This is a genomic window from Thiohalospira halophila DSM 15071, assembly GCF_900112605.1.
Taxonomy (GTDB): Bacteria; Pseudomonadota; Gammaproteobacteria; order Thiohalospirales; family Thiohalospiraceae; genus Thiohalospira; species Thiohalospira halophila.
In genome coordinates this window covers 1-6,332 of sequence record NZ_FOMJ01000017.1, presented here as the reverse complement: position 1 = coordinate 6,332, position 6,332 = coordinate 1, and the positions used below count along the sequence as shown (strand labels likewise).

At 65.0% G+C, this 6,332-nt stretch carries 6 protein-coding genes; 4 read left to right on the top strand and 2 right to left on the bottom strand.

Annotation, left to right across the window (positions count from 1 at the left end):
- On the top strand, positions 1-265 hold a 265-nt coding region (locus BM272_RS13345), incomplete at its 5' end, for an integrase core domain-containing protein (RefSeq protein ID WP_143613299.1).
- Positions 262-816 carry an HD domain-containing protein gene (locus BM272_RS13340; protein ID WP_093429286.1) on the top strand — a complete coding sequence of 185 codons (555 nt, stop codon included), beginning with the start codon at positions 262-264 and terminating at the stop codon, positions 814-816. The genes BM272_RS13345 and BM272_RS13340, both read left to right, overlap by 4 nt.
- 165 nt (positions 817-981) lie before the next feature.
- On the opposite strand, the gene BM272_RS13335 is transcribed toward BM272_RS13340, so the two are convergent.
- Entirely contained in the window at positions 982-4,065 is a 3,084-nt protein-coding gene (locus tag BM272_RS13335; RefSeq protein WP_159433100.1) for a site-specific integrase, read from the bottom strand.
- Positions 4,066-4,181: 116 nt separating this feature from the next.
- Complete coding sequence (locus BM272_RS13330; RefSeq protein WP_093429284.1) at positions 4,182-4,946, bottom strand: tyrosine-type recombinase/integrase; 765 nt, start codon at positions 4,944-4,946, stop codon at positions 4,182-4,184.
- Positions 4,947-5,177: 231 nt separating this feature from the next.
- Here BM272_RS13330 and BM272_RS13325 point away from each other — a divergent pair, with 231 nt between their 5' ends.
- Positions 5,178-5,489, top strand: coding sequence for a transposase (locus BM272_RS13325; RefSeq protein ID WP_093427751.1), 312 nt, complete (start codon positions 5,178-5,180; stop codon positions 5,487-5,489).
- 5 nt (positions 5,490-5,494) lie between these two features.
- On the top strand, positions 5,495-6,304 hold the full coding sequence (locus BM272_RS13320) for an IS3 family transposase (RefSeq protein WP_275886929.1): 810 nt from the start codon (positions 5,495-5,497) through the stop codon (positions 6,302-6,304).
- The last annotated feature ends 28 nt before the right edge of the window (positions 6,305-6,332 follow it).

The following is a 6,332-nucleotide window of genomic DNA, read 5'->3' as shown; positions in this document are numbered from 1 at the left end:
TACCGAGTGGACGCAGCGGCTCCGGCAGCAGGGTGTGCTCATCAGCATGGATGGCCGTGGCCGGGCGCTGGACAATGTCTTCGTGGAGCGGCTGTGGCGGACCGTGAAGTACGAGGACATCTACCTGCGGGGCTACGAGACGCCCGCCGAGCTGGAAGCCGGCCTGCACCGCTACTTCCGCTTCTACAACGAGCAGCGGCCGCATAGTGCCCTTGACCGCCGAACCCCGGCCGAGGTCCACTGGACCTCTCAGCCGGACCCATGAACCCGATGGAGAGGCCTCCGGTCTTTACTTCTCAGCGCCCCTCCGTGGTCCAGCGATCGGGGTCCACCCCAACCCTCCCGGCCAGCAAAGGGTGCCATCACACTGGCCGGGGCGGGCTCCTGGAGCACAGCCTGGACGTTGCCGAGGGGGCCCAGCGGGCCACCGAGAGCATGGGCATGAGCCCGTTGCAGCGGGAGGCCACGGTCCTCACGGCCCTGCTACACGATATCGGGAAGGTTCTGCTCCACAGCCGGGATGGTTATCGCATCCCTGGAGACGCCAAGGAGCACGCCATCCTGCTGGACTTTGCTCTGGCCCAGCCCATGGCGCATCTAAAGGAACAGGACCTGGACGCCTACAGCGCCCTGTGGCAGGTCATCGATGGGTACAAGCGCAAGGACCGCTACGCGGCTCCGTTCGCGGCTCTCATCGAATCACTGGACAGCGTCAGCGCCCAGACTGACGTCCTCCGGGCGCGTTCAGCCATGCATGGTGGCTACCGATTGCCAGGGTGTAACCGGAAGACCCTTTGGCAGCCGCTGAACCGATAGTCGGCTTCCAAGACGTATGGGGGTCCAGGGTAAAGGGCCCCCTATCTGTTAATGGCTCCGCCTCAACTCTCGAACGCATTGTTTCAACCTCGGACCCCGGACTCTGCTTTCGAATCGCGGTTCAGTGCGGGCAGCAACGTCACCTGAGCACTGATAGCTTCTTGGTCATTGGCGCAATAACCACGCCATCAAGAACGCCCACTGCACACCGTATACCCAGTAACCCCGGCTGTCGCCGGCTCCCTTGCGGTGGCAACACACCACGCCTCCTTCTTCCTGGTTCAGCTCGGGTCCCAGCAGGTTCCGGAACTGTGGGTCGTAAACGAGCGCTATCTTAGTCTGCTCTCGCCAGAAGGCGATCTCGGAATCGCGTTCCTCCGTCGACTCCCACGGAGCCGGTACTACGTAGAAGTCGACTGCCTCGTTGAGGTCGAGGTGGTCGATGAGGTCGCTCCAGGCTCTCGCCAAGGCCGCTGACGGAAAGGCGACGTCGAGCGGATTTCGTTCCAGCCTCCCGTTCCGGTAGGCCTCGATCAAGTCGACCTGCTCGGACTCGGGGCGTGTCTCCAGCCATTCCAGGGTCTGCCGCGCCCGGTTCACGTCCTGCTGGGTGGCTGGCCGTTCGATTGGCGCATCGGCCTTCTTGCCATGCCGAGAGACTCGGAGGTGCTCGGGGACCGTCGTCAGCAACGACTCCCAATGGGCGAGTTGCTGTTCCAACCATGGTGGCGCGAAGCTCTCCAACCATGCCGCTCCCTCGTACCGGCCGATGAGGACATCTGTGAGCAGCCAGGCGGCCGCTTTCGTATGCTCGGGATGGGCCAGAACTCGCTGCGACTGTGGCGAAAGGCGCTGTAAACGTTGTTCGGGCGCAAGGAGCCCGTCGCCGATTCGGTCCAGATAGTCGCTGGCCTTCCCGGATCCGGTCTCACGGCGCCATTGCCGGCGTTCGGTCTCGTCGAGTCCGGTCAGCGCCGTCAGGATCGGCTCAGGAACGGTGGGCGTCAGTCGGCGCATGGCCCGCGACAGCACCAGGTCGGCGAGGTGGATATAGTGGCCCATCGTAATATCGGGCGATGAATGGCCGAGCATGCGGGCGATCGCCATCAACGAGCGGCGTTGGGCCGAGGACTCGCCGAGGAGCTGACTGCGTAGCGACCAGGGCTCCTGGCCAATCCAGCCGCGGGCCCATTCGGGTAGGGGTTCGTTCAGGGGGTCGCTCGTTTCCGTGGTGCGAGTGTCCTCGTCGGCGCGATCGCATTCCGCCTGCCACATGGCCAGCAGGAGCCGGTTGGCAAAGCTATGACGGAGATGGTGGAAACGTAGCCCCGGGTCGCCGGTCACCCGATACAGGGCCTCCCGGATCCGGCGCATGTAGTCCCCCCCGCGGTGGATCCATCCCTTTTGCTGCTCTGGCCGCCGCTCGCCTTTGTCGTTACCGGTGACCCCCTCCGCTGGCCGAATCGGATCGAACAGTAACCACTCGCGCCAGTCCTTACCCAGATCATCGGCGGCTTGCCGCTGCACTTCCCACCAGCGGATCAACCGCTGGAGATGCCGGGTCGGCAGCAGGGCGTTCAGGGGGGCCACCCGGGCGGCGCTCTGGCTTTTGAGTCTTCGTAGGCTATGGGGCCTGATGACCAGGTCCCAGGACGGCGGCCCCTCCAGATCGCCGATCCGCAGGCCGGCTACCTCGCTGCGCCGCATCCCTGCGTAGTAGCCCAGTACGGCCATCAGAATACTGAGGTTGTTTGACTCCGCGTCGCCATCTCCAAACAGCTCCAGCCACGTGAGCACCCACTCGAAGCTCTCTGGCTCGATGAGATTGGCGTCCACCGCCGTCGGCTTCTGACCCTTCGCGGAGAAGAGATCACCATCCGGTAACGGGGGCACCTCCTCATGAGTCCGTTCCAGGTAGGCCTGGAACTCCCGCAGGCCCTTCAAAACCCGATTCCGCGCCCCGGGGCTGTCCGTATCCTCGATAGCCGTCGCATAGAGGTCAACGCGATCATCGTTGTTCAGGTGGACGGGGTCATCGTCGGCCAACTGCCCGACCAGCGGCTCTGCGATGGCATTGAAGTGATCGTAGGCGGTCATGCTGGAAAGGGCCTTACGGCCGTGGCTGCCCATGAGGAGTCCATCCCGTGCCCATCGGGCAAGGCGCCGGACACTCGCCAGTCGCGTGTGCTCGACCATTGCCTGGAGCTGCGCTCGCTGATCGCTGGGCGCGTTCCGGAGGATGGAACCGATCCGACGGATATCGGCAGCCGCCGTCTCCGGCCATTCCTCCGTCGGGCCCTCGGAATCGGCGCTGCCACCAGTGCGAACCAGCCCCGGATCGGACGGGCCCTGCTCCCCCTCTGCCTGTGCCGCCGTCCCCGCAGTCGGTGGCTGGACCGGACCCAGCTCGACGGTCAGGCGCTCCATGACGTGGGGCGGAAGGCTCGTGGGGTGATAGAACCCGGTTGCCACGCCAATGAGGTGGGGAGGGACATACAAGGCCAGGCGCGTCTCGGCAACCTTCCGCAAGGTGGTCCAGTCCGGCGGGAAGTAACCGTCCAATCCCACGGCTTTGGCATAGTGGTACATGGACCGGAATAGCTGGCGAGTCACTCGTGCGCCGGTGCGGGCGGGCCACTCCCGCCGTCGCCAATGCAGGGCCAGCAGTCGGGTGAGCGGGTCGACGAAGTGCCGGTGAACCCGGTGACCGCCGGATTCTCCGTCTTGCCACTCCACCCAGTGCAGATGCGCGGGGGCCCCGGGAATGGCGTCACCGAAGGCCCAGAGGGACTTGGGCTGCAGCAGCCCACCGAAGAGCAGGCTGGATAACAGGACCTGGCCCCAGATCATCTTCGGCTCGAGGCCGTCGAACCGTAATGTCTCGACGAAGGCGTCGGGCAGCCCCTGGTATCGAACCGCCAGGTCAAAGCCGTCGTGGCTGAAGACGGGCTTCGGGGGTGGTGGAAGCGGGGCCGGGACCTGGACGATCGGCACATGCCAGACGCCTTCGTTATTGCCCGCCTCGATGACTTCCAGGATCCGCCGTTGGGCCGTGAAGGAGCGCTTGGGCGGGGCCTCTGCTCGAACCGCCTGCAGGAGTTTCTTGACCTGCTCGGCGGACCAGTGGACCGGAGCCGGTTCCGAGGCCCGCAAGAGGTCGGGATAATCGCTCCCGAGGATTTCGAGCACCGGTCGAAACGCCCCCGCCTCCTCGCGGGCCTTGCCGAAGGTATCCCCTGGTCGTCGCACGAGTTCCTCAGGGATGGGGGCTCCCTGCGGTTCCCACAGGTGAACCCAGCAGGCCCGAATGGCCTCCTCGCCCTGAAGTCGCTCTCCCGATGGCTCTGCGGCTGCGTTCCCCTCCATCAAGACCGCACCACGCGGTAACCCAGGGTCTGGGTAAGCTGTTCGAGGTACGGCAGGATCCCGCCTCGATAGGCGACCGGATCCAGCGCCGAGGTCGGCGCCCAGTGCTCTTCGCCGTAGTAGGCGTGTCCCATGAGCGCGTTGACGAGATTGGCCTCCGCGCCATGGCGAATGAGCCAGCTCCGCAGGGCGTGCCGGCCCGCATTCGGTATCGGCCAGTAGCCGGGGACCAGGGCATTGAGTTCTCTCTGTAGGCGGTCCCCGGTCAATTCCACGGGCTTGTGGTGGCCCTCCTCTGATTGCTCGAAGAAGAACAAGGAGCGGTTGAGGACCAGATCGAACGCCTCATGGCCGTACACGCGTTGATCCCGAGCCTTGGTGGCCGGGATTGGGAGTACGGCCGAACGGGCGGCCGGGAGCTGCGTCCAGAGCTGCCGCAGATGGCGGAGGTACTCGCCAACCTGGTCGTAAACCGCCTCTGGCAGAGGGACCAACCGAGCGTCCTGACCATCCCAGCGGTCCTTCTCCTGCAGACACAGGGTCCGTGTTTCCGCGTGGATCGCGGTGAGATCGACGATGGGAGTCCGAACGGTCCGAAAGCCCGTGGCCAGGGCGAGACCAAGACCGGTGTAGGTAGCCATGGCGTTGTGTCGTTCGTAGGGATCGCCCCTATCAACGGCTCCCAACAACCGTTCCCGCGCCTTCTCCACGATCGCCCCCATCGCTTCAAGGCGCAGCACCCGGTCATCGCCAACCCAGTTCACGGGGGCATCCCAATCAACCAATTTGCGAGCGAATAATCGCGGCTGACCATCCTGGGGATCTTCCGGGATCCCAATACGGCCACCGAGATCCCACATGATGGACTGGTAGCGATTGGCGAGCGCCTGTCGGTCGTACGCGGTGTAGTAGTGATGAACCGAAGCCAGAGCATCATCCTGAACTGACCCCCTTCCGAACTGCACAGGGTATAGTGCGGGTAACAGGAGGGTACGATGAGCGAAGAAGCACCGGTGAAGCGCTGGACCGCCAAGCGCAAGACGGCCGTGGTGATGGAGATCTTCAAGGGTAAGACCACGGTCGCGGAGGTAGCGCGGCAGCATGATCTGACCGTCTCCGAGGTCGAGGCCTGGATGGACGAGGCCCAGAAGAGCATGGAGAACGGCTTCCGGTCCCGGCCCAAGGATATCCGCGAGCAGTACGAGTCGGAGCTCCGCGAGACACGGGAGGCGCTGGGCGAGGCCCATCTGCAGATCTACGCGTTAAAAAAATACAAGCGCCTGCTCGACGACGAGGAGAGCTCGTAAGGTCGGTGCAGGCGGAGATGGCGGCTGAGGGCCGGCCGGTGCCGTTGGCGAAGCTGTGTCGCTGGTTGGGCGTTCCCAGACGCTCGGTGTACTACCGGCCGAAGCGGCGGTCCCGACCGCTCAACGAGCTTCTGGTGGCACGTATCAAGGCCAAGCTGGAGCAGTTCCCGACCTACGGGTATCGCCGCCTGGCGGCGATACTGGGCGAGAACCGGAAGCCGGTCCAGCGGGTTCTGCAGCGCAAGGGCTGGCAGGTCCGGAAGCGGCCCCAGGGCCATCGGCCGCGGGCTCGGAGTCTGCCCTCGGTGGCCAGCCGGCCGGATGAACGATGGGCCACTGACCTCACGCAGGTGTGGTGCGGCAAGGACCGCCGAGCAGCGCTGGCTGTCGTCATCGACTGCTGCACCCGTGAGGTGCTCGGCTGGCGGCTCTCGAGTCGGGGCAACAGTCCCACGGCCGAGGCGGCCCTGGAGGAGGCGCTCATCGAGCGTCACGGTGTTCTCCAGCGAGTAGCCCGGCCATTGGCGCTCCGGTCCGACAACGGGCTGGTATTCAGCTCCCGGCAGTACACGGCGACGGTGAGGGCTTACGGTCTGACCCAGGAGTTCACGACGCCGTACACGCCGGAGCAGAACGGCCTGATGGAGCGCTTCTTCCGGTCCCTGAAGGAAGAGTGCATCTGGCAGCACCGATTTGAGTCGCTGGGCCAGGCCCGGACGGTCATCCGCCAGTGGATGAAGTACTACAACGAGCAAAGGCCGCATCAGGCCCTGGGCTATGCGGCCCCACGGGCACACCCCGCATTAAGCGCGTGAGGTGTGCAGAAACCAGGGGGTCATTACA